The organism is Nonomuraea sp. NPDC003560, from assembly GCF_042878785.1.
Taxonomy (GTDB): Bacteria; Actinomycetota; Actinomycetes; order Streptosporangiales; family Streptosporangiaceae; genus Nonomuraea.
In genome coordinates, this window is record NZ_JBIAOF010000005.1 from 587,351 (window position 1) to 608,726 (window position 21,376).

General features: G+C 71.1%; 24 protein-coding genes. 16 read left to right on the plus strand and 8 right to left on the minus strand.

The annotated features are described in order from the left end of the window. Positions 1 to 52: 52 nt before the first annotated feature. Positions 53 to 1,411 (minus strand): hypothetical protein, encoded by a 1,359-nt coding sequence (locus ACFYUV_RS23380; RefSeq protein WP_387671249.1) that lies wholly within the window; start codon positions 1,409 to 1,411, stop codon positions 53 to 55. 302 nt (positions 1,412 to 1,713) lie between these two features. After that, positions 1,714 to 2,922: an NADP-dependent malic enzyme gene (locus ACFYUV_RS23385; protein ID WP_358288964.1), complete on the minus strand. Its 1,209-nt coding sequence runs from the start codon at positions 2,920 to 2,922 to the stop codon at positions 1,714 to 1,716. A gap of 263 nt (positions 2,923 to 3,185) precedes the next feature. Between ACFYUV_RS23385 and ACFYUV_RS23390 the strand changes: the two genes are divergently transcribed. From ACFYUV_RS23390 to ACFYUV_RS23405, 4 genes are read left to right on the plus strand one after another with little or no spacing between them, the layout of a single operon-like run. Next, positions 3,186 to 4,043 (plus strand): ABC transporter substrate-binding protein, encoded by an 858-nt coding sequence (locus ACFYUV_RS23390; protein WP_387671251.1) that lies wholly within the window; start codon positions 3,186 to 3,188, stop codon positions 4,041 to 4,043. 3 nt (positions 4,044 to 4,046) lie between these two features. Then, positions 4,047 to 4,874, plus strand: a complete 828-nt coding sequence (locus ACFYUV_RS23395) for an amino acid ABC transporter permease (protein WP_358288969.1) — start codon at positions 4,047 to 4,049, stop codon at positions 4,872 to 4,874. Then, positions 4,871 to 5,614, plus strand: a complete 744-nt coding sequence (locus tag ACFYUV_RS23400; protein WP_352352340.1) for an amino acid ABC transporter ATP-binding protein — start codon at positions 4,871 to 4,873, stop codon at positions 5,612 to 5,614. The genes ACFYUV_RS23395 and ACFYUV_RS23400 overlap by 4 nt, the downstream gene beginning before the upstream one ends. A gap of 55 nt (positions 5,615 to 5,669) precedes the next feature. Next, positions 5,670 to 6,098 (plus strand): CGNR zinc finger domain-containing protein, encoded by a 429-nt coding sequence (locus tag ACFYUV_RS23405; protein ID WP_352331380.1) that lies wholly within the window; start codon positions 5,670 to 5,672, stop codon positions 6,096 to 6,098. A 15-nt stretch (positions 6,099 to 6,113) separates the two neighbouring features. Here ACFYUV_RS23405 and ACFYUV_RS23410 read toward each other — a convergent pair whose 3' ends face one another. Then, positions 6,114 to 6,407, minus strand: coding sequence for a S24 family peptidase (locus ACFYUV_RS23410; protein WP_387671253.1), 294 nt, complete (start codon positions 6,405 to 6,407; stop codon positions 6,114 to 6,116). An 89-nt stretch (positions 6,408 to 6,496) separates the two neighbouring features. Here ACFYUV_RS23410 and sodN point away from each other — a divergent pair, with 89 nt between their 5' ends. The 3 genes from sodN (at position 6,497) to ACFYUV_RS23425 (ending at position 8,247) form a co-directional block, all read left to right on the plus strand. Next, positions 6,497 to 6,898, plus strand: coding sequence for a superoxide dismutase, Ni (gene sodN, locus ACFYUV_RS23415; RefSeq protein WP_352331376.1), 402 nt, complete (start codon positions 6,497 to 6,499; stop codon positions 6,896 to 6,898). Between the two features lie 126 nt (positions 6,899 to 7,024). Then, positions 7,025 to 7,450 (plus strand): anti-sigma factor, encoded by a 426-nt coding sequence (locus ACFYUV_RS23420; protein ID WP_352352342.1) that lies wholly within the window; start codon positions 7,025 to 7,027, stop codon positions 7,448 to 7,450. Between the two features lie 17 nt (positions 7,451 to 7,467). Continuing rightward, a complete protein-coding gene (locus tag ACFYUV_RS23425; protein WP_352352343.1) occupies positions 7,468 to 8,247 on the plus strand; it encodes an RNA polymerase sigma factor SigF in 780 nt (259 codons plus the stop codon). Here the strand turns inward: ACFYUV_RS23425 and ACFYUV_RS23430 are convergent. Further along, positions 8,244 to 8,627, minus strand: coding sequence for a hypothetical protein (locus tag ACFYUV_RS23430; protein WP_387671255.1), 384 nt, complete (start codon positions 8,625 to 8,627; stop codon positions 8,244 to 8,246). The two genes, ACFYUV_RS23425 and ACFYUV_RS23430, sit on opposite strands and share 4 nt — an antisense overlap. Positions 8,628 to 8,716: 89 nt before the next feature. On the opposite strand from ACFYUV_RS23430, the gene ACFYUV_RS23435 reads away from it, so the two are divergent. Together ACFYUV_RS23435 and ACFYUV_RS23440 are read left to right on the plus strand one after the other, a co-directional pair. Beyond that, entirely contained in the window at positions 8,717 to 9,691 is a 975-nt protein-coding gene (locus ACFYUV_RS23435) for a diacylglycerol/lipid kinase family protein (RefSeq protein WP_387671257.1), read from the plus strand. 275 nt (positions 9,692 to 9,966) lie between these two features. Further along, complete coding sequence (locus ACFYUV_RS23440; protein WP_113705541.1) at positions 9,967 to 10,221, plus strand: WhiB family transcriptional regulator; 255 nt, start codon at positions 9,967 to 9,969, stop codon at positions 10,219 to 10,221. Positions 10,222 to 10,404: 183 nt separating this feature from the next. On the opposite strand, the gene ACFYUV_RS23445 is transcribed toward ACFYUV_RS23440, so the two are convergent. After that, positions 10,405 to 11,874, minus strand: a complete 1,470-nt coding sequence (locus tag ACFYUV_RS23445; RefSeq protein ID WP_387671259.1) for a histidine kinase N-terminal domain-containing protein — start codon at positions 11,872 to 11,874, stop codon at positions 10,405 to 10,407. Between the two features lie 474 nt (positions 11,875 to 12,348). Here ACFYUV_RS23445 and ACFYUV_RS23450 point away from each other — a divergent pair, with 474 nt between their 5' ends. Both ACFYUV_RS23450 and bioD read left to right on the plus strand, forming a co-directional pair. Further along, entirely contained in the window at positions 12,349 to 13,068 is a 720-nt protein-coding gene (locus ACFYUV_RS23450; RefSeq protein WP_125648113.1) for a GntR family transcriptional regulator, read from the plus strand. A 35-nt stretch (positions 13,069 to 13,103) separates the two neighbouring features. Next, a complete protein-coding gene (gene bioD, locus ACFYUV_RS23455) occupies positions 13,104 to 13,811 on the plus strand; it encodes a dethiobiotin synthase (protein ID WP_387671260.1) in 708 nt (235 codons plus the stop codon). On the opposite strand, the gene ACFYUV_RS23460 is transcribed toward bioD, so the two are convergent. Then, positions 13,808 to 14,383 carry a hypothetical protein gene (locus ACFYUV_RS23460; protein WP_387671262.1) on the minus strand — a complete coding sequence of 192 codons (576 nt, stop codon included), beginning with the start codon at positions 14,381 to 14,383 and terminating at the stop codon, positions 13,808 to 13,810. The two genes, bioD and ACFYUV_RS23460, sit on opposite strands and share 4 nt — an antisense overlap. A 135-nt stretch (positions 14,384 to 14,518) precedes the next feature. Between ACFYUV_RS23460 and ACFYUV_RS23465 the strand changes: the two genes are divergently transcribed. From ACFYUV_RS23465 to ACFYUV_RS23480, 4 genes are all read left to right on the plus strand, one after another. Continuing rightward, the gene (locus tag ACFYUV_RS23465; protein ID WP_387671263.1) at positions 14,519 to 15,679 is read left to right on the plus strand and encodes a histidine kinase; all 1,161 of its coding nucleotides are present in this window, start codon (positions 14,519 to 14,521) and stop codon (positions 15,677 to 15,679) included. Next, positions 15,670 to 16,323, plus strand: a complete 654-nt coding sequence (locus tag ACFYUV_RS23470) for a response regulator transcription factor (RefSeq protein ID WP_352366075.1) — start codon at positions 15,670 to 15,672, stop codon at positions 16,321 to 16,323. Before ACFYUV_RS23465 ends, ACFYUV_RS23470 begins: the two co-directional genes overlap by 10 nt. Then, positions 16,320 to 17,099 carry a DUF4097 family beta strand repeat-containing protein gene (locus ACFYUV_RS23475; RefSeq protein WP_387671265.1) on the plus strand — a complete coding sequence of 260 codons (780 nt, stop codon included), beginning with the start codon at positions 16,320 to 16,322 and terminating at the stop codon, positions 17,097 to 17,099. The genes ACFYUV_RS23470 and ACFYUV_RS23475 overlap by 4 nt, the downstream gene beginning before the upstream one ends. Before the next feature lie 63 nt (positions 17,100 to 17,162). After that, positions 17,163 to 18,809: an acetolactate synthase gene (locus ACFYUV_RS23480; RefSeq protein WP_387671267.1), complete on the plus strand. Its 1,647-nt coding sequence runs from the start codon at positions 17,163 to 17,165 to the stop codon at positions 18,807 to 18,809. A 4-nt stretch (positions 18,810 to 18,813) separates the two neighbouring features. On the opposite strand, the gene ACFYUV_RS23485 is transcribed toward ACFYUV_RS23480, so the two are convergent. After that, positions 18,814 to 20,511 (minus strand): serine/threonine protein kinase, encoded by a 1,698-nt coding sequence (locus tag ACFYUV_RS23485; protein WP_387671269.1) that lies wholly within the window; start codon positions 20,509 to 20,511, stop codon positions 18,814 to 18,816. A 239-nt stretch (positions 20,512 to 20,750) separates the two neighbouring features. Between ACFYUV_RS23485 and ACFYUV_RS23490 the strand changes: the two genes are divergently transcribed. Next, positions 20,751 to 21,134, plus strand: a complete 384-nt coding sequence (locus ACFYUV_RS23490; RefSeq protein WP_358288998.1) for a thioesterase family protein — start codon at positions 20,751 to 20,753, stop codon at positions 21,132 to 21,134. Here the strand turns inward: ACFYUV_RS23490 and ACFYUV_RS23495 are convergent. Further along, positions 21,124 to 21,336, minus strand: a complete 213-nt coding sequence (locus tag ACFYUV_RS23495; protein ID WP_358289001.1) for a biotin/lipoyl-binding carrier protein — start codon at positions 21,334 to 21,336, stop codon at positions 21,124 to 21,126. The two genes, ACFYUV_RS23490 and ACFYUV_RS23495, sit on opposite strands and share 11 nt — an antisense overlap. Positions 21,337 to 21,376 lie beyond the last annotated feature (40 nt).

Below are 21,376 nucleotides of genomic sequence, written 5' to 3' on the forward strand. Positions count from 1 at the left end.
CGAAGCCGTCGCGAAGCCGTTCCGACGCCGCCGCGAAGCTGTCCCGGAGCCGTCACACGGACGTGAGCTCGCGCGTACGCTCCCGCAGCGCCATCACGGCCCGCTCGTTCTTGTAGGGCTCCAGCCGCCGCCGCAGGTCCGCCGCGTACGACCGGGACCGCGCCGACTGCAGCTCGCCCGCCAGCGCCAGCGCGTTGCCCGCCGCCTGGCACGCCTCCTCCAGCTCGCCGCACTCCAGCAGCCCGGCCGCCAGCAGGGAGAGGTTGAACATGCGCCCCCGCACGTACCGGGTGTCCATGTCGAGGGAGCGCCGCGCCAGGCGCACCGTGCGCTCGCCCTCCCCCAGGTCGCGGAAGCAGTGGGCGAACTTGGCCGACAGGTAGGCCTCGTCGAAGTAGCTGAGCCAGCGCGGCTCCTCGGTGGGCCTGCGGGCGTCGAAGGCCAGCTCGGCCTGGTGCAGGGAGGCCCCGCAGGACCTGGGGTCGCCGAGTCCCGCGTGCGCGTGGGCCTCCAGGACCTGCGCGGAGGACAGCAGGGTCTGGACGCCGGCCCGCCGGGCGGCGAGCTGGGCGGCCCTGGCCAGGTCGAGGGCGTGGGCCGGCTGGCCCATGTAGATGGCCTGGTGGGCCATGCCGGCCAGGATCTCGCCGCCCAGGGTGTGGTCGTCGGCGCCCCTGGCCAGGCGGAGGGCCTGGATCAGGTAACGCTGGGCCAGGCCGTGCTGCTCCATGTCGTAGGCCATCCAGCCGGCCAGGCGGGTCAGCTCCGCGGCCGCGGCGGCCAGCTGCTTGCCGGTGGACTCCCCGTAGCTGCCGTCCTTGAGCAGGGGGGAGACGGCGGTGTCGAGGTACTTCACGACGGACGAGCGGACCCGGCCGCTGCCGAAGCGGTTGTCGAGCTCGCCGAAGGACCGGGTCACCTCGTGGATCGCGGCGATGTCGGCCCTGCCCACCCGGCGCGCCCCGGTGCCGCTGGGACGCCCTTCTGCAGGCGCCGTCAGCCAGCGTATGGCTCCGACGGATCCTGCTCCGATCGCGAAGGTGGAGTCGATCAGAAACCTCCGTCTCTCCACGTCGGCCCGCCACAACGCCGTCACGGTCGCGACCCCCTCCTGCCACGTGTGGGTGAACTCCTGACCGAGATCGAGGGGCGTGATGTTGGTCGGCATGCCCAGGTCCTCCGAGCTCACCGGGCGGCCGAGCCGCAGCGCGAATATCTCCGTGAGCAGGCACGGGACGGGATCCCGTGGCTTCTGACCCCCGATCCACCGCAGCACAGAGCTGTGGTCGTACTTCAGGCCCGGGGTGCCGCGCGCGGCTCCCAGGTCGTTGAGGCGCCTGGCCAATCCCTTGTGGGAGAAACCCGCCTCGGCGATGAGCTGCTGGAGCAGTCGGTTAGGCTCGCGTTCCATCGCTCTCCTCGTCACAGGAGTCGGCGCCCACATCCTTACAGAGAGCTATTTTTATAGCACGTTGCGTAAAGGCTTTTCGGCAGTTCCCCAAGGTCACGCGAACTCCATCGCAATCCCTTCGCCAGTCCTGCTCGGGATCAGGATCTGGATCCGGCTCACCTGGACGGGGAACTCACCTACCCATGCCGCGGGCGGGAAACCGCAATGCCTGCTGACCTGGGCGGAAGCGGGAGAACGAGCGAGCGGGGGCCGATCGGCCCCCGCTCGTGACGGTGGATCAGGCGCGCGACGCCGTCGGTGGATCAGAGGCGCGCGACGCCGTCGGCGCGGGCCTGGGCGGCCACGGCGGCGGTCACCGCGGGGGCCACCCGCCGGTCGAACGGGCTCGGGATGACGTACGTGGCCGACAGGTCGTCGCCGACGACGGCGGCCAGCGCCTCGGCGGCGGCCACCTTCATGTTCTCGGTGATCGTGGTGGCCCGCACGTCGAGGGCGCCGCGGAAGACCCCCGGGAAGGCCAGGACGTTGTTGATCTGGTTGGGGAAGTCGGAGCGCCCGGTGGCGACCACCCTGGCGTGCCTGGCGGCCACCTCGGGATGGACCTCCGGGGTCGGGTTGGACAGCGCGAAGACGATGGCGTCGGGCGCCATGGACGCGATGGCCGCCTCGGAGACGGTCGAGCCGGACAGCCCGAGGAAGACGTCGGCGCCGGCCAGGGCCTCCTCGGTGGAGCCGGTGTGGCCGGCCCGGTTGGTCTCGCGGGCCAGGGCCTCCTTGACCGGGTTGAGCCCTTCGCGGCCCTCGTAGATCATGCCCTTGGAGTCGGCGACCGCGATGTCGCCGATGCCGGCGCCCAGCAGGATGCGGGTGACGGCGACGCCGGACGCGCCCGCGCCGGCCACGACGGCGCGCAGGTCGCCGAGCGCGCGGCCGGTCAGGCGGGCGGCGTTGCGCAGGGCGGCCAGGGCGACGATGGCGGTGCCGTGCTGGTCGTCGTGGAAGACCGGGATGTCGAGCAGGTCGCGCAGCCGGTCCTCGACCTCGAAGCAGCGCGGGGCGCTGATGTCCTCCAGGTTGACGCCGCCGAACGACGGCGCGAGGCGCACGACGGTCTCGACCAGCGCGTCGACGTCGGTGCAGTCGAGGCAGATCGGGACGGCGTCGACGTTGCCGAACTCCTTGAACAGCAGCGCCTTGCCCTCCATGACCGGCATGGCGGCCGACGGCCCGATGTCGCCCAGGCCGAGCACGGCGGTGCCGTCGGTGACGACGGCGACCACGTTGGAGACCCAGGTGTAGTCGTTGACCAGCGAAGGCGTCTCGGCGATGGCGGTGCAGACCCGGGCGACGCCGGGCGTGTAGGCGAGCGACAGGTCGTCGGCGTCGCGGACGGGAATGGTCGAGCGGACCTCCAGCTTGCCCCCGCGGTGGAGCGCGAAGGCCGGATCGAGGTCGAGCGGTTCGACGGAAGCAGAAGCGGGCGTGGCAGACACAGCGACCCCTGTATTCATCGGAGCGGAAGAGACCTTCGGCGTACGAGCGCGAGTGGGCTGGCTTCGGTAGCTGCCAAGCTCCCCCTCGTCGGTCGTCTCTGAGGGGTTACGGGGGTCACCCGTCTCCCCATAGTGCCACATGGTGAGATGGTCGATGGTGTCGGAGCCGACGCCGTTCCGTTGACGCATCGTTAAACGCGGGATGACGGACCGCAGCTAAACCCCATTTAAACTGCACAAAACGCAAGTTACGTGGCATAACTCTTTCGAGGAGGCCGTACATGGCCCTCAGCCCCAAGGGCCGCCGTGGCTACGCTGTCGGCGCGCTCGCCCTGACCGCCGCTCTCGCCCTCAGCGCCTGTGGCAGCGACACCGGAAGCTCCTCCGGCAGCACGACCGGCGCGAGCGCCTCCGCGGCCGGCGGCGTGAAGCTCGTCCAGCCCGGCAAGCTCACGGTCTGCACGAACATCCCGTACGAGCCGTTCCAGTTCAAGGACGACAGCGGCAAGATCGTCGGGTTCGACGTGGACATCGTCGACCTCGCCGCGAAGAAGCTCGGCGTGACCCAGAACATCGTGGACATCGACTTCGCGGTGATCAAGAGTGGCGCCGCCATGGCCGCGGGCAAGTGCGACGTGGCCGCCGCCGGCATGACGATCACCGACGAGCGCAAGCAGAACATCGACTTCTCCGAGCCCTACTTCGACGCCACCCAGGCGCTGCTGGCCAAGAAGGGCTCGGGCGCCAAGTCCCTTGAGGACGTCAAGGCCAAGAACCTCAAGCTGGGCGCGCAGGCCAGCACGACCGGCCTCGACTACGTCAAGAAGCAGGGCCTCAACCCCACCGAGTACGCCGACTCGGCCAAGGAGCTGCTGGCCCTGCAGGCCGGACAGGCCGACGTGATCGTCCAGGACCTTCCCGTGGTGCTGACCTGGCTGAAGAAGCCCGAGATCGCCGAGAAGTTCGAGCTGATCGCCAGCCTGGACACCGGCGAGCAGTACGGCATCGGCCTGAAGAAGGGCGCCGACCCGACCCTGCTCAAGACGATCAACGAAGAGATCACCAAGGCCAAGCAGGACGGGAACTACGAGAAGATCTACGTGAAGTGGTTCGGCAAGAAGCCCGGCGAGCTGGGCTGATCCATGGCCGACCAGCCGAAGACCGCTGAGCCCGGCCGGGCCGGGCTCAGCCCTCGGAAGAAACAGCGGATCACGCGGGCCGTCCAGTACGTCGTGCTGGCCGCCGTGCTCGTCGCTGTCGTCCTGTACGCCGACTGGGCCAGCCTCGCCCAGAACTTCGCCAAGGTCGACGTGGCCAAGCAGGCGCTGCCCGACCTGTTCACGATCGCGCTGCGCAACACGATCATCTACACGGTGGGCGGTTTCGTCTTCGCGTTCGTGCTCGGGCTGCTGCTCGCGCTCATGCGGTTGTCGCAGGTGCGGCCGTACCGGTGGATCGCGACCGTCTACATCGAGATCTTCCGCGGCCTGCCGGCGCTGCTCATCTTCCTGATGATCACCTTCCTGCCGCTCGCGCTGCCCGGGTTCGAGGTGCCGTTCGGCACGTACGGACAGGGCATCCTGGGCCTCGGCCTGGTCGGCGCCGCCTACCAGGCGGAGGTCTTCCGGGCGGGCCTGCAGGCGGTCCCCAAGGGCCAGACGGAGGCCGCCAGGTCGCTCGGCATGTCCGCGACCCGGGCGCAGGTGACGGTGGTCATCCCGCAGGCCATCCGCATGGTGATCCCGCCGACCACCAACCAGTTCGTGTCCCTGCTCAAGGACTCCTCGCTGGTGCTGTTCCTGGGCGTCTCCGGCGAGTACGTCGAGCTGGCCAAGTTCGGCAACGACCTGGCCTCCCAGTACGCCAACGCCACGCCCATCATGGTCGCCGGCGTGACGTACCTGATCGTCACGATCCCGCTGGGCTACCTCGCGTCCCGGCTTGAGGGGCGTAAGCGGAGGAGCCAATGACGCACGCCATCGAGCTACGAGAGCTGCACAAGTACTTCGGCCAGAACGAAGTGCTCAAGGGCATCGACATGACGGTCGAGCCGGGCCAGGTGGTGTGCGTCATCGGGCCGTCCGGCTCGGGCAAGTCCACGCTGCTGCGCTGCGTGAACCTGCTGGAGGAGCCCACCAAGGGCAAGGTCTTCGTGCAGGGCGTGGAGGTGACCGACCCCGACGTGGACATCGACGCCGTACGACGCCGCATCGGGATGGTCTTCCAGCAGTTCAACCTGTTCCCGCACATGACCGCGCTGCAGAACGTCATGATCGCCCAGCAGCGCGTGCTGAAGCGCGGCAGGCGGGAGGCCGAGGTCGTGGCCCGGGAGAACCTGGAGAAGGTGGGCGTCGGCGCCAAGTGCGACTCCTACCCCACCCAGCTCTCCGGCGGTCAGCAGCAGCGGGTGGCCATCGCCAGGGCGCTGGCCATGAACCCCGACCTGATGCTGTTCGACGAGCCCACCTCGGCGCTCGACCCCGAGCTGGTCGGCGACGTGCTCACGGTCATGCGCAAGCTGGCCGAGGAGGGCATGACCATGCTCGTGGTCACCCACGAGATGGGCTTCGCCCGCCAGGTGGCCGACCGGGTGGTCTTCATGGACGGCGGCGTCGTCGTCGAGGACGGCGACCCCGCCCAGGTGATCGGCGACCCGCGGCACGAGCGCACCCGCGCGTTCCTGCACCGGGTGCTGCACCCGGAGGAGTGAGCCGTCCGGGCCCCCGGAGGTGCCGGGGGCCCGGCGACTCGTGTAATACTCCCGCATGGACCTGACCTCTTACGCAGAGTGGGCGGTCCGACTGATCAACGATCCCGCCCCTCCCCCGGAGCTGACCGCCCTGCGCGCCGAGCTGGCCGCCGTGTTCGACGTCGCGGGCGACGCGCGCGCGGTGGCCGAGCGTCTCAACGCCCTGCTCGTGCGCTATCCGGTGCACCCGCGACTGTCGGACCACGACGGCCAGGGCTGGCACCTCCACCTGGCCGAGGACTCCGCCGCCAGCGCGGTGATGGGCCTGGCGGCCGTCGTCGCCGAGGTGGGCGCCGACCGGCTGGGCCGCTGCCACGAGCCACGCTGCGCCCGCGCCTTCCTCGACACCTCCTCCAACCGCTCCCGCCGCTACTGCTCCCCCCGCTGCGCCACGCGCGCCAACGTGGCGGCCTACCGGCGCCGCAGGAGCGCCCAGGAGGGCTGAGGGGCCTCTGAGGGGTCACCTGCGGCGCACCAGCGGCCAGTAGCGCAGCACGACGCGCCCGACGATCTCCTCGACCGGCCCGAAGTCCCAGCTGTCGCGGCGCCCGCCGGCGCGCTGGTTGTCGCTCTCCAGCCACCAGCCGCCCTCGCCGTGCCACTGGGCGCGTTTCACGATGAGCTGATCGGGGTCCCCGGGCAGCCGGGCCACGACGAGGTCACCCGGACGGACGGCGGCCCCCCGGCGGACGAGGAGCCAGTCCCCAGGGACCAGCGCCGGACGCATCGAATCGCCCTCGACACGCACTCTCATGGGCAGAGACCCCCTACTCCACAGGCGTTGGGACCCGAGTAAGGTCGGTTGTGGACCAAGCTGATTCAGCATCAAGGAAGGACTTTCTGATGCTCGCACGACTGCTACGACCCAAGCATGTCGCTTCCGCCCACTGCGACCTGCCCTGTGGGGTCTACGACCCCGCCCAGGCCCGGATCGAGGCCGAGTCGGTCAAGGCGATCATGGAGAAGTACGAGGCCAGCGACGACCCGGTCTTCCGCACCCGCGCGCTCATCATCAAGGAGCAGCGGGCCGAGCTGGTCAAGCACCACCTGTGGGTGCTCTGGACCGACTACTTCAAGCCTCCGCACCTGGAGCAGTACCCCCAGCTGCACCAGCTCTTCTGGGAGGCCACCAAGCTGGCGGGCGCCGCGGCCGCCAAGGGCACCGTCGACGGCGGCAAGGCCGACGAGCTCCTGGCCAAGATCGACGAGATCTCCAAGATCTTCTGGGAGACCAAGGCCGCCTAAACGGCATAAAAGGCTCTGTGCGGTCCAGACCGCACAGAGCCTTTTCCGTTGATGGCGAGTCTGAATCCGCCAAGGACCTCCCGGGGGCGGTAAGTTGCAGTTGGCGTCGGAAACGCGAGGAGGAACGTGACCGAGGAAACCGAGACGCGTGCGGAGGGTGTAGCGGGCATCCGCGACGTGGTGAGCATCAGGCTCCCCGCCGCGAGTGCTTACCTGTCGGTGCTGCGCACGGCCACCGCCGGCCTGGCCGCCCGGCTTGACTTCACCCTGGACGAGATCGAAGATCTGCGCATCGCGGTCGACGAGGCGTGCGCCATGTTGCTGAGCGAGGCGGTTCCGGGCACCGACCTGACCGCCGAGTTCGAGCTGACCGGCGACGTGATGAAGGTCAGCGTCGAGGTGGCCACCGTCGGCAGCTCCGCCCCCAAGCGCGACGACTTCGCCTGGATGGTGCTGACCGCCCTGGCCGACGACGTCGACGCCGTGACCGACTCCCCCGACCGCATGGCGATCGTCCTGCGTAAGCGCCGAGGCGCAGCGAGGCCGGCGTGACGGAAAGGACTGGAGCCATGGCCACCAGCGAACACGCCGTGCCCGACAGGGTTCGCGCCCGCTTGCTCTTCGCCGAGCTGGCCGAGCTGGGTCCCGAGGAACCGCGACGCCAGCGCATCAGGGACGAGCTGGTCGAGCTTCACCTTCCGCTGGTCGAATACCTGGCCCGCCGCTTCCGCAACCGCGGCGAGTGGCTCGACGACCTCACCCAGGTCGCCACGATCGGCCTGATCAAGTCGATCGACCGGTTCGATCTCAAGCGCGGGGTGGAGTTCTCCACCTACGCCACGCCCACCATCGTCGGCGAGATCAAGCGGCACTTCCGCGACAAGGGCTGGGCGGTCCGGGTGCCGCGCCGCCTGCAGGAGCTCAAGCTCTCGCTGACCAAGGCGATCAGCGACCTGTCGCAGCGCGAGGGCCGCGCGCCCACGGTCGCCGAGCTGGCCGCCTACCTCAAGATGACCGAGGAGGAGGTGCTGGAGGGCCTGGAGTCGGCCAACGCCTACTCCACGGTGTCCCTCGACGCGCCCGACTCCGGCGACGACGACGCCCCCGCGGTGTCCGACTCGCTGGGCATCGTGGACGAGTCGCTGGAGGGCGTCGAGTACCGCGAGTCGCTCAAGCCGCTGCTCGAACGGCTGCCGCCGCGCGAGAAGCGCATCCTGCTGCTGCGGTTCTTCGGGAACATGACGCAGTCGCAGATCGCGACCGAGCTCGGCATCTCGCAGATGCACGTGTCCCGGTTGCTGGCCCGTACCCTCGCCCAGTTGCGCGAGGGGCTGACCGCGGAGGACTAACCGTCCCCGTAGAGCGCATGGGTGGTGGGGGGCGCGAACAGCGCCCCCAGCCCGGTCAGGGCCAGCACGATCAGCGGCACGCCGATCAGGGGCTGTGCTGACTGGATGAGCGTGCCCCCGACGGGCAGCAGGAAGATCTGCGTCACCACGCCCGGCGACCTCCCCCACCGCTCCGCCCGCAGCAGGCCGCCCCAGGCGACCCAGAGCAGCCCGGCCCCGATCAGCAGCCCGAAGGCCGACTCCGCGATGGCCGTGGTGAGACTGTCAGGGGTGCTCACCACCGTCTCCACCGCGACGTAGATCCCGAGCCCGAGCGCGATGAGCCCCTCCAGGGCCACGACGACGGCGGCGACGAGCAAACTCCACGGACGCTTCGACACAGCCAAACCCTATCCGCCCCCGGGTCCGGTCCCGCCGGGGATGTTCCCCCACCCCGAGCGGTTCGGCGATCAGCGACTACGCTGGCGATATGCGCGCAATGTTGCTGGTCAATCCCAAGGCCACCACCACCAACGCCCGCACGAGGGACGTGTTGATCCGCGCGCTGGGCGCGGCCGTGGAGCTGTCGGTGGAGGAGACCGGCTACCGGGGGCACGCCGCGACGCTGGCGGCCACGGCCCGCGCCAAGGGCTTCGACGTGGTCGCGGTGCTCGGCGGCGACGGCACGATCAACGAGACCGTCAACGGCCTGCTCAACCCGGTCGACGGCCACGACGTCCACGACATCCCGCCGGCCGACGATCCGAGCTCCGGCCGTCCCGGCCTCATCGTGATCCCCGGCGGCAGCGCGAACGTGTTCGCCCGTTCCCTCGGGCTGCCGAACGACCCGGTCGAGGCCACCGGCGCGGTCCTGGAGGCGCTGAGAGAGGGCCGGCGCCGGACCGTGGGCCTGGGGCACGCGCTCTGGGAGGGAGAGAGCCGGTACTTCACGTTCTGCGCGGGCATGGGGTACGACGCTGAGGTCGTACGGGCCGTGGAGGGCCTGCGCGGCACCGGGAGGAAGGCCACTCCCGCCCGGTATGTGAACACCGCTCTGCGGCACTATCTGGCCACGGACAAACGGCACGCTCCGATGACCCTGACCGGGCCGGGCATCCCGGCGGCCGACGGCGTGTTCATGGCGATCATCTCCAACACCTCGCCGTGGACGTACCTGGGGGCCAAGCCGGTGACGCCGACGCCGTGGGCGAGCTTCGAGACCGGGCTCGACCTGCTCGGGCTGAGGCGGATGGGGCCCGTCCAGATCGCCGGGCTGATCCGGCAGATCCTCACGGAGAGTGACGCCGTCCCGTCCGGCAGACACCTCGTCCAGCTGCACGACGAGGCCGAGTTCACCCTCGCCGCCGACCGTCCCGTGGCCTTCCAGCTGGACGGGGACTACCTGGGCGAACGCGAATCCGTAACGTTCCGGTCTACCCCGAACGCGTTACAAGTTCTGGTCTAGCTGGTTACATTCGGTCATTGTGTGACGCATCCGACATCCATAACCGCCAAAACTTCGCCCCAACCCCCTTGCGTGCACTCTGCGTGGCTGGAAGGCTCAAGACTGACGTCGGAACGTAGGACCTTTAACAACCCCAAGGCCCTCCGGCTGTCAGGCGGACAACCCCGGTCCAACACCTGGATCCGGGTAATTGTTCGCGCGAGTTAGTGAAACTCTTCACAAAGTAGTAGCCGCACGGAGCCGACCAAAGGTTCCATCTACTAAGGAGTGGACGCATGGACTGGCGCCACCGAGCTGCCTGCCGTGACGTGGACCCCGAGCTGTTCTTCCCGATCGGCAACACCGGCCCTGCCCTGATGCAGATCGAAGAGGCCAAGCAGGTCTGCCGGTCCTGCCCGGCCGTCGACGCCTGCCTGAAGTGGGCGCTGGAGTCCGGACAGGACGCCGGCGTCTGGGGCGGTCTGAGCGAGGACGAGCGCCGCGCCCTCAAGCGCCGCACCGCCCGCGCCCGCGCCCGCGCCTCGGCCTGATCTGCCTCACCTGATCTGCCCCGTCTGATCCACCTCCGATCGACCCTGCCTTCCCCGCAGGAGCCGCCCAGCTTGGCGTGATCGACGTTTCCGCCAAGACCCCGTCGCGTCGTGCACGCGGCGGCCAGGCTCGCACGGACCGGGCGCCGCCCTCGACGACGGTCGCCCGGCCCGGCGGACTCTTCAGGCGGACGGCAACGGGATCGACAACCCGACGTGCGTGCCGCCGCCCTCCCGCGGCTCGATCGTCAGCTTGCCCGACAGCTCCCCCTCCACCAGCGTGCGGACGATCTGCAGCCCCAGACTGGTGGACTTGTCGAGGTCGAAGTCCGCGGGAAGGCCGCGCCCGTCGTCCCAGACGGTGACGTTCAGCCGGTCGGGGGCGGGCTCGACCAGCACCTCCATCCGCTTGGGACGCCCGTGCTGCAACGCGTTCTGCAGCAGCTCGGTCAGCGCCATGGCCAGCGGCGTGGCGATGAGCGAGGGCAGCACGCCGAACGCGCCCACCCGGCGCGGCGTGACCGCCGCCTCGGCCGCCGACACCTCGCCCGCCATCGCGATCACCCGGTCGGCGATCTCGTCGAAGTCGACGAACTCCTCCGGCGCGTGCGACAGCGTCTCGTGCACGATGGCGATCGAGCCGACGCGGCGCACGGCCTCCTCCAGCGCCTCACGGCCCTCGGGCACCTGCAGGCGCCGCGCCTGGAGCCGCAGCAGCGCGGCGACCGTCTGGAGGTTGTTCTTCACGCGGTGGTGGATCTCGCGGATCGTGGCGTCCTTGGTCATCAGCTCGCGCTCGCGCCGCCGCAGCTCGGTGACGTCCCTTATGAGGACGAGCGCGCCGATGCGGCCGCCGCCGACGATCAGCGGGATGGCTCTGAGCTGCACGATCGTGCCGCCCGACTCGACCTCGGTCTCCTTGGCCGCCCGCCCGCTGGCCACGATCATCAGGTCTTCGTTGATCGGCTCGTCGGAGTAGCACAGCGTCGCCGTCACCCGGCCCAGCTCGGCGCCGACCAGGTCGGCGTGCAGGCCCAGCCGCCGGTAGGCCGACAACGCGTTGGGCGAGGCGTACGTGACCCGCCCGGCCCGGTCGAGCCGCAGCAGGCCGTCGCCGACGCGCGGCGAGCGCACCAGGATCGGCTCCTCCCCCGAGAACGGGAAACGCCCCTCGGCCACCATCTGCGCCAGGTCCGACGCGCTCTGCAGATAGGTCAGCTCCAGCCGGGACGGGGTGCGCGCCGAGGACAGGTTCGTGGAGCGCTGGATCACCCCGAGGAAGCGGCCCTCGCCGTTGTCGACCGCCCGGCGCACCGGGATCGTCTCCTCGCGCACCGGGACGCCCGTGGACCAGTCGGGATCGCCCTCGCGGCAGATGCGGCGCTCGTTCCAGGCGGTGTCGATGAGGTGGCGCTCGCCCTTGGCGGCCACGCTGCCGACGATGTCGTCGTGGTAGACGGTGGGGCCGGTGGTGGGGCGCATCTGGGCGATGGCGATCCAGCCGTTCCCACCGAGCAGCGGCGCCCACAGGATGAGGTCGGCGAAGGACAGGTCGGCCAGCAGCTGCCAGTCGGAGACCAGCGAGTGCAGCCAGTCGAGGTCCGCCTCGTCGAGTGCGGTGTGGCGGGCGACGAGGTCGCTGAGAGTCGGCACGAGTGCATCATGCGTGCTTTCGCCGCCAACAGCCAAACCGACCCCCTGATCGAATGCGCAGCTCCTGCCCGGTGAAGACGCCGCAGGCGGGCGGCACGGGCGCGGCACGGGTGCGTCGCCGTGCACCCGGCGCGACTTTCGGGGAATCTCGTACTGTGAGAACCGTCACACGGCGGGATCGCCCGATCCCCATGACGGGGCTTCGCGGGCATTGCCGGAGGTGATCGACACGGGCGAGTGGCTCCTCGACGACGCGGGCCTGACACCGGCCTCGGTTGCGATCGCGCACGCAGCTGTGGATATCCTTCACAATCAGTCTGAGCTGCCCGGATTCGCGCGTACTTGGCGGTGTGCGCGCTCCGTGCGGATATGCCGTCCTCCCAGGTGGTTGACCGCTCGGGCCGATATGAGTTCCGATGATCTCGCGGTGATCAGACACGCCCTCACCGCCGTGCCAGAAGTGAAGGTGAGAGCGTGACCGACGACGGCCCCCGCGTTCCCAAGTACTACGACGTGAAACGCAGTCTTCTGGAGCTCACCAAGAGCCTGCCCGCGGGCACCGCCCTGCCTCCCGAGCGCACGCTGGCCGTGCGGTTCGAGACCTCGCGCACCACCGTCCGCCAGGCGCTGACCGAGCTGGTCGTGGAGGGCAGGCTGCTGCGCATCCAGGGCAAGGGCACGTTCGTGGCCCAGCCGAAGGTGGCGCAGGTGCTCCAGCTCACCTCCTACATCGGCGACCTGCGCACGGCCGGCCTGGAGCCGGACACGAAGATCCTGGAGATCGGCTACATCACCGCGGACGAGGCCCTGGCGCGGCGGCTGGCCATCAACCCCGGCGGCCGGGTGCTGCGCATCCACCGGCTCCGGCTGGCCAACGGCGAGCCGGTCTCGATCGACACCACCCACCTGTCCGCGCGGCGCTTCCCCCGCCTGCGGCGGGAGCTGGAGGTGCACGCCTCCCTGTACGAGACGCTGCACAACGCCTACAACGTACGGCTCACGGACGCCGAGGAGATCATCGAGACCGTGCTCGCCACCCCGTACGACGCCAAGGCCCTGGGCGTGGACGTCGGCCTGCCGATGCTGCTGCTGACCCGGCACGCCTTCGACGCCGACGGCCACCCGGTGGAGTGGGCGCAGTCCCTCTACCGCGGCGACCGGTACAAGTTCGTCACGCGCCTGCGGCGTCCCTGACCGGGATGGCGGGCGGCGGCTTCTAGGCTGGGACGATGAGCGTTCTCGTCGTGTCCGGCACCGACTTCGGCGTGGGCAAGACCGTCGTGACGGCCGCCGTGGCCGCCCTGGCCAGGGAGCGGGGGGCGTCCGTCGCCGTGGTGAAGCCGGCGCAGACCGGCGGCGGGCGCGATCTCGACGAGGTGATCCGGCTCTCCGGGGTGAGCACCACGTTCGAGCTGGCGCGCTTCGGCGAGCCGCTCTCGCCGGCCGCCGCCGCGCGGGTGGCCGGGGCGCCGCCGGTGTCGCTGACGGCCGCCGCCCGGTTCGTCGAGGAGCTGGCCGAGAGCAACCGGCTGGTCGTCGTGGAGGGCACCGGCGGCCTGCTCGTGCGCTTCGACGAGGACGGCGCGACGATCGCCGACCTGGCCCGGCTGGTGGGCGCGCAGGTGCTGGTCGTGGCGGGGGCCGGGATCGGGGCGCTCAACCACACGGCGCTGACCCTGGAGGCGCTGGCGCACCGGGGGCTCGACCCGGCGGGCGTGGTGATCGGGCGCTGGCCGCCGGAGACCGGGATCATCGAGCGGAGCAACGTCGCCGACCTGGAGATGCTGGCCGCGCGGCCGCTGGCGGGAGTGCTGCCCGAAGGGGCCGGGCGACTCGGCCGCGAGGCGTTCGCCCGAATGGCGCGCGAGGGGCTGGGCGCCACGCTGGGCGGTTCCTTCGACCCGTCCGCTTTCAAGCGGCGGGTGGGGGTGCTCTAGCAGGCGGCCTCGGGCAGGCGGCAGACCTTGACGGTCATCCGGCGGGCCTGGTCGATCAGCCCGCGGAAGCCCTTGAGCGGCAGGCTCTCGGTGGGCCAGGCCGACTCGCCGGCGATGTAGAGGGCCGCGCCGCGCCTGACCGCGACCGCGTGCTCGCCGCTCTCGAAGAACCGGCCGCCGGCGCGCAGGCCGTCGTCGCCCACGTCCAGGGGCTTGCTGAAGTAGCGGTGGCGGTTGACGCCCTTGCCCACGTCGGCGCAGCGCCTGAGGTCCGCCCGCAGGACGCGCATGGCGGTCTTGGCGTGCCGGACGCTCCGGTAGACGACGAGCTGCTCGTACTTCATCTCGTCCTCGCTGGAGTACAGGACGGCCCGCGCCATCAGCCGGCCGCCGTCCCGCCGCCGGTGCGACAGGCACGGGTCGAGCTGGAGCGGCAGCGTGGCGGAGTTCTTGACGGTGTAGGTCTCCCACTGCTTGGCGGGCGGGTGCTTCTCCAGGAACAACATGCCGTGCGGTAACCCGCCCAGGACCGTGGACGCGGCCGCCAGCGCGGCGACCCCTGCTGCGAACATCCGAACCTCCCCTTGGTCTGTTGGGGAGTGAGATGTTCGGTGCGCGGCAATTGTTCGAGGGTGGGGTTAGCTCTACCGTCCACCGGCACACCAGGCCCATTTCGTGGAGGTCTGGTGGGTCAATACCTTTGACGCATGAAAGTCCCCCGTCCCTGGTCGGCGCGTGCCTGGCTCGACACGTCCCACGTGATGATCGGGCTGCCGGTCGCCGTGGTGCTCGGCGGGCTCACGCTGCTGCTGGCCGTGGCGCCGCCGGTGCTGCGGCGCGGCGTCCCGGTGTTCACCCGGGTGCAGCGGTCCAGGTTCGCGGCCTTCCTCGACGTCCGCATCCCGCCCCCGGTGGCGCCGGCCGGCTGGCGCAGGGCGGCCACCTGGCGGCAGATCGCCTACCACCTGCTGTCGCCCTTCGTGGGTGCGGCGGCGGCCTTCCTCGTCGCGCTGGCGTGGGGCGGGGCCGTGGTGGGGCTGCTGTCGTTCGTGCCGCCGCGGGTGCAGGCGCCGCCGCTGGTGTTCCTCGTCGATCTGCGCGATCCGGTCATCGTGGGGATCTCCACGGCGACCGGCCTGGCGCTGCTGCTGCTCGCCCCGGTCCTGGCCAGGGGCATGGCGGCGCTCGACCTGTCGGTGGCGCGCACGCTGCTCGGGCCCAGCCGCACCGAGCTGGGGCAGCGCATCGAGACGCTGACCGAGAGCCGGGCCGGCGTGATCGACGCCGCCGACGCCGAGCGCCGCAGAATCGAGCGCGACCTGCACGACGGCGCCCAGCAGCGCCTGGTCTCGCTCGCCATGAACCTCGGCCTGGCCAGGGCCACCCTCACCGACCTGCCCGAGCCCGCCCGTGAGGCGATCGAGCGGGCCCACGAGGAGGCCAAGCAGGCGCTCAAGGAACTGCGCGACTTCGTCCGCGGCCTGCATCCGGCCGTGCTCAACGACCAGGGGCTCGACGCGGCGCTGTCCGGCGTCGCGGCCCGCGCCCCTCTCCCCGTACGCCTGCGCGTCGACATCGACCGGCGCGCCTCCCCGACCATCGAGGCGGTGGCCTTCTTCATCGTGTCCGAAGCACTGACCAACATCGCCAAACACGCCGCCGCGACCAGGGCCGAGGTGGCGGTCCGGCGCGAGCGCGACCGCCTGCACGTGCTCGTCCACGACGACGGCTGCGGCGGCGCCCGGCTGGACGGCGGCACCGGCCTGCGCGGCCTGGCCCAGCGCATCGACTCCGTGGACGGGACGCTGCGTCTGTCCAGCCCGTTCGGCGGCCCGACCACGATCGAGGTGGAGCTGCCGTGCGAGTAGTGCTGGCCGAGGACTCCGTCCTGCTGCGCGAGGGGCTGATCAGGCTGCTCGACGCGTCCGGCATGCGGGTGGTGGCGGCCGTGGACGAGGCCGAGGGCCTGCTGCGGGCCGTCGAGGAGCACCGGCCGGAGCTGGTGATCACCGACGTCCGGATGCCGCCCACGCACACCGACGAGGGGCTGCGCGCGGCTCTCGTGCTGCGCCGCCAGCATCCCGGCCTGGCCGTGCTGGTGCTGTCCCAGTACGTCGAGGAACGTTACGCCGCCCGCCTGCTGTCCACCGCGGCCGGCGGCGTCGGCTACCTGCTCAAGGACCGGGTGGCCGACGTGGCCGAGTTCATCGACGCCCTGCGCCGGGTCGCCGGCGGCGGCACCGCCCTCGACCCCGAGGTCGTCGCCCAGCTCCTGCTGCGCGGCGACAGCGACCCGCTGGAACGGCTGACACCCCGCGAGCACGAGGTGCTCAAGCTCATGGCCGAGGGCCGCTCGAACGCCGGCATCGGCCAGGCCCTCGTGCTCAGCGAGGGGGCCGTGGGCAAGCACATCGGCAACATCTTCACCAAGCTCGACCTGTCCCCCGCGGAGGGCGATCACCGCCGGGTCCTCGCCGTCCTGCAGTTCCTCAAGATCAGGAGCATGCCGTGAGGGCCATCTGGCTGACGGCGGGAACCGTGGCGACGGTGACCGCCCTGCTGCTGTCCGTCCTGCTGGTCTGGAACGGGTTCGCCCGCGCCACCGCGCCGCAGGAGACGCGGGCCAGGACGGTCCCGTTCGCGCTGGACACGCTGAAGGTCACCACGGGCAGCGGCGAGGTGAACGTCGAGATCGTGCCGGGCCCCGCGGGAGAGCTGACGATCTCCCGGTCCGTGAACTGGACCTCGATCGACCGGCCGGTGATCACCGAGGACTGGAACGGCGACACCCTGCGGCTGGACATCCGGTGCGGCACCGCACCCCGTCCGGACGGTCCGGTGTGCCGGGCGGACTACACGCTGCTGGTGCCCTTCGAGACCGGGGTCGAGGCCCGGACGACCGTCGGCGACCTCGGGGTCCACAGCGTGGTCGGCGCCGTTCGGCTGACGACCGTGTCGGGGAACGTGCGGGCCGACGGGGTCACCGGCGAGGTCTGGGCCAGGTCCGGTTCCGGGTCCGTCTTCGGCGACGCGATGCTCGGCAGCCAGGCCGACGTCGAGACCGGCTCGGGCGACGTACGGCTCGACTTCGCCAACCCGCCGCTCACGGTCAGGGCCGTCGCGCGGGCCACCGGCGACGTCGACCTGCGGCTGCCGCCGGAGACCTACGACGTGACGACCGAGGGCCGCCGCACCGAGGTGGAGGTCGACGCGGTGAAGGGCGCGCCCCGGAAGATCGAGGCGCGGGCGCCGCTGGGCTCGGTCCGGGTCTGCTGCGGACAGGGCTAGGACGCGGCCGGACGCAACTCTTGAGATCTGTTTACTCTTATCACTGGTTGGTAAGTTCCCGGCATGGAGTCTGCGAAGCACGCCGGTGACGTCGCCGTCGCCGTGTCCAAGGCCTACGGCGTCGAGACCATGTTCACCCTCTCGGGAGGCCACGTCTTCCCGCTGTACGACGGCGCGGTCCACGAGGGCATGCGCATCCTCGACGTGCGCCACGAACAGAGCGCGGTCTTCGCCGCCGAGGCGACGGCCCGGCTGACCAGGAAGCCCGGCCTGGCCGTGCTGACCGCCGGGCCCGGCATCACCAACGGCGTCAGCGGCATCGCGACCGCGCACTTCAACGGCTCGCCGGTGGTCGTCATGGGCGGCCGCGCGCCGCAGTCGCGCTGGGGCAGCGGCGCCCTCCAGGAGATGGACCACCCGCCGCTGCTCGGCCCGATCACCAAGCTGTCGTTCACCGCCTCCGGCGCCGACTCGATCGGCCAGGACGTCGAGTCGGCCTTCCGCACCGCCGTCGCGCCCCAGCGCGGCCCGGTCTTCCTCGACTTCTACATGGACCACCTCTTCGCCCCCTCGCCCGCCCACGAGGTGCACACGCAGTCGCCCTCGCCGCTGGAGCCCGACCCCGCCGACCTGGCCGCCATCGCCCGGCTGCTGTCCGAGGCCGAGCGCCCGGTGCTGGTCTACGGCTCCGACGTGTGGATGGACCGGGCCGAGGAGGCCGCGCGCGACTTCGCCGAGACCTGGCGGCTGCCGGTCATCCCCAACGGCCAGGGCCGCGGCATCCTGCCCGCCGGGCACGAGCTGCTCGTCACCCGCGCCCGCAGCCTGGCCTTCTCCCAGGCCGACCTGGTCATCGTGATCGGCGCCCCGCTCGACTTCCGGCTCGGCTACGGCTCGTTCGGCGGCAAGGACGGCGCGCCCCTGGCCCGCGTCGTGCACATCGCCGACGCGCCCTCGCAGCTCGCCACTCACATGCAGCCCGCCGCCAAGGCCGCGGGCGACCTGTCGGTGGTGTTGTGGAGCCTCGGCGCGGCCTGCGGCGACGCGGGCGTCAAGCCCAGCTCGTACGCCTCCTGGGCGTCCACGCTGTCCGAGGCCGCCGCCGCGGCGATCGAGGACGACGCCGAGCTGCTGGCCGCCGACACCGACCCGATCCACCCCATGCGCATCTACGGCGAGCTGGGCAAGGTCCTGGCCGACGACGCCGTGGTGATCGGCGACGGCGGCGACTTCGTCTCCTACGCCGGCAAGTACGTCGAGCCGAAGCAGCCGGGCAACTGGCTCGACCCCGGCCCGTACGGGTGCCTCGGCACCGGGCTCGGCTACTCCATCGCCGCCCGCCTGGCCCGCCCGTCCTCGCAGGTCGTGCTCCTGCTCGGCGACGGCGCCGCCGGCTTCTCCCTGATGGACGTCGACACCCTCGTCCGCCACCGGCTGCCGGTCGTCATGATCTGCGGCAACAACGGCATGTGGGGCCTGGAGAAGCACCCCATGCGGTTCCTGTACGGCTACGACGTGGCCGCCGACCTCCAGCCGCAGTGCCGCTACGACCAGGTCGTGACGGCGCTGGGCGGCGGCGGCGAGCTGGTCACCAAGCCGTCGGAGATCGGGCCGGCGCTGCGCAGGGCGTTCGACTCCGGCATCCCGTACATGGTGAACATCGCCACCGATCCGCAGATCGCCTATCCCCGCAACACCACGGGGATCTGACCCCCTACGACTTCGGCGTCGCCGTGGGGGACGGCGACGGCGACGGCGTCGTGCAGATGCCGTCGATGACGTAGAGCGTGACCACCTTCGTCTCCGGGACCACCGTGCCGCCGGCCGGCACCGTCTTGGTGATCCTGCGGCAGGCGGGGTCGTCGGTGGTCACGGACGAGTCGCGGACGCGCACCTGCAGCCCCGCCGCCTCGACCATCTCCTGCCCCTTGAGGAAGGGCTGCCCGGCGACCTTGGGCACCGTGATGTTCTTGACCGTCGGCGTCGGCGTGCTCGACGGCGACTTGGTCGGCTCCTTCGTGGTGGTCGGGGTGGTGGTGGGCGTGGTCGTCGGCTCCTCGGTCTCCGCCGGCTCCTCGGTCTCGGCGTGCGTGGGCGGCCTGGTGGTGGGCGGCAGGGCCGTCTTCGTGGGGGTCCGCGTGGGCTTGGGTGACTTCGCGGAACCGGTCTTCGTCGGGCCGGGGATGTCGTCGCTGTTGCCGTCGTGGGTAGCCGTGACGGTCGGCGTCGGCGCGCCGGGCACCATGCCCGTCAGCGCGACCGCCCCCGCCCCCACGCCGAGCACCACCGCGACCGCGAGGCCGACGACCAGGCCGGTCCTGCGCGGCGCCTTGGCGGCGCGGCGGCCGCCCGGCCGGCGCTCGCCGACGGCGGCGGTGGTCTCCTCCGACGACGCGGGCAGGTGCGCCCCGGTCTGGAACCCGCCGGCTCCGGCCGGCTGCTGTCCTCCCGGGTAGGCGGGCGGCTGGCCCGGCTGGTGGGCGCCCGTCGGCTGGGAGTGGCCCGCCTGGTAGGCGCCGGTCTGGTACGACTCGGGCGGCGCGGCCATCGTGGCGCCCGTGGCCGGCGGCGCGATCTCGGCCACCGGCGTGATCGCCTGGCCCTGACCGGCCGCGCGGGCCGCCTCGCTCATGGCCTTCGCCGTCGGGAAACGCCGGGCGGGGTCCTTCGACAGCGCCACCTCCACCAGCGTCCGGATCTGCGGCGGGATGTCGGCGGGCAGCGGCGGCGGGGCCTCGCGGATGTGCTTGAGCGCGATCGTGACCGCGCTGTCACCGTCGAACGGCCGCTGTCCCACCAGGCATTCGTAGGCGACCACGCCGAGCGCGTAGATGTCCACGGCCGGGGTGACGGGCGCGCCCTCGGCCTGCTCGGGCGCGCAGTAGGCGGCCGTGCCGAGCACCATGCCGGCGTCGGTCAGCCGGTTGGCCAGGTCGGAACGGGCGATGCCGAAGTCGGTGAGCACCAGCGTGCCGTCGCGCTGGACGAGCAGGTTGCCCGGTTTCACGTCGCGATGCACGATTCCCTGGTCGTGCACCGCCTGCAGGGCCGAGGCGGCCTGCGCGATGAGCTCCATGGCCGCCTGCGGCGGGATCCGGCCGAGCCGGGCCAGCAGCCGGTCGAGCGGCTCCCCGTCCACGAACTTCATCACGAGGTAGACGGTGTCGCCGCTCACCCCGTAGTCGTAGACGTCGACCACGCCGGAATGGTTGATCGTGGCCATCGCCCTGGCTTCCCCCTGGAACCTGGCGACGAACCCCCGATCATCCATGCGGCCTGGGAGCAGCACTTTGACGGCGACGGTGCGGGCGAGCACGATGTCCTCGCCTCGCCACACCTCGCCCATGCCGCCGGCGCCGATGCGGGTATCCAGTCGATACCGCCCCGCCAGCGTCGTGCCTTCGGCCACCATGACTCCCCCGCTACCCCCCTACATCGGTAACCTCGCCCACCCCGCGGTTCTCCAACAAAGCGAACTTTTGTCGCGGTGAGGTAACACAGTGGTCACGGAAACTCCGAGAGTGTACCTGTCTCAGGAGCCCCATATGCCACTCATATGCCGCAAGCCGTACAAACCCTATCCTGGAGCCTTATAGGCGGTGTTGTCCGCGTTTCCAGGAGATCAGAACCGCCCTCGATAGGCTGACCCCCATGACGCTCTCACCTGGCCTCCGCTCGCAACTGCTCACCATGGTCGAGAGATCCGACACAGCCGAGCGAGCCGGCAGCGGCGACGTGCCCGTGCTGGCCACGCCCAGGCTGCTCGCGCTGGCCGAACGGGCCACCGTCGAGGCCGTGCGCCCGCACCTGGCCGAGGGCGAGACGTCCGTCGGCACCCGGGTCGAGCTCGAACACCTGGCCGCCAGCGCCGTCGGCGACCACGTCCAGCTCACCGCCGAGCTCACCGCCGTGGACGGCCGGCGCCTGGTCTTCGCCTTCGAGGCCCGCGACCGGCAGGGCACGCTCGTGGGCCGCGGCACGGTCGAGCGGACGGTCGTCGACCGCGCCAGGTTCCTGGCCCGCCTCAGTCGATGACGGCGATCAGGTCGCCCTCCTGGATCACGTCGCCCTCGGCCACCTTGAGCTGCGACACCACGCCCGCGTCCTCGGCGAGCACGGGGATCTCCATCTTCATCGACTCAAGGATGACCAGCGTGTCCCCCTCGGAGACCGCCTCGCCCTCCCGGACGACCACTTTCCACACGTTCGCCACCATCTCGGCGCGTACCTCGGCCACCGGCGCTCTCCTCTTCCGACGTCACCAACAATGTCGACCG